Genomic DNA, 500 nt, shown 5'->3' on the forward strand with positions numbered 1-500 from the left:
ACTTGAGGCTGGAAAGAAACGCACCCACTGGATGTGGTTTGTTTTTCCGCAGCTTCGAGGACTGGGACAAAGTCCAACGGCCCAGTATTTTGGACTCGGTGGGCTGGAAGAGGCTCGTGCTTACCTTGCCGATCCTGTGCTTGGCTTGCGGCTTGTTGAATGCACGAGGCTGGTGAACCGCGCCGAAGACAAAACTGCGTACGAGATGTTCGGTAGCCCCGACGATCTCAAATTCTGCTCATGCATGACGTTGTTTGCAACTCTGCAACAACAGCCATTCGAACAGGCAGTCGCTAAGTTTTACGGCGGCAAACGTGATCCTAAGACGCTTGATCTGCTTCAACTCTCGTAAGTGACTCTCTAAGACCTGCCACCACCATCTTTCGCGCCCACACAGATGCAGGCCGGTCGAGCCGCTTTGATCCCGCAGCCCTAGCCACTCGCTTCCTGGAGTACGGCTATAATCTTAAGACCTAAGCGGCATCATCAACGCTCTGGTG

Annotated in this window: 1 protein-coding gene; it reads left to right on the forward strand. The window is 54.0% G+C overall.

What is annotated here, in order from left to right; genetic code table 11:
* The coding region (locus GSQ76_RS18825; protein ID WP_158745723.1) for a DUF1810 domain-containing protein at positions 1–352 on the forward strand (352 nt) is incomplete at its 5' end.
* Positions 353–500: the final 148 nt, after the last annotated feature.

The sequence above is a fragment of the Acidisphaera sp. L21 genome, from assembly GCF_009765685.1.
In the GTDB taxonomy this organism is placed as follows: Bacteria; Pseudomonadota; Alphaproteobacteria; order Acetobacterales; family Acetobacteraceae; genus LMUY01.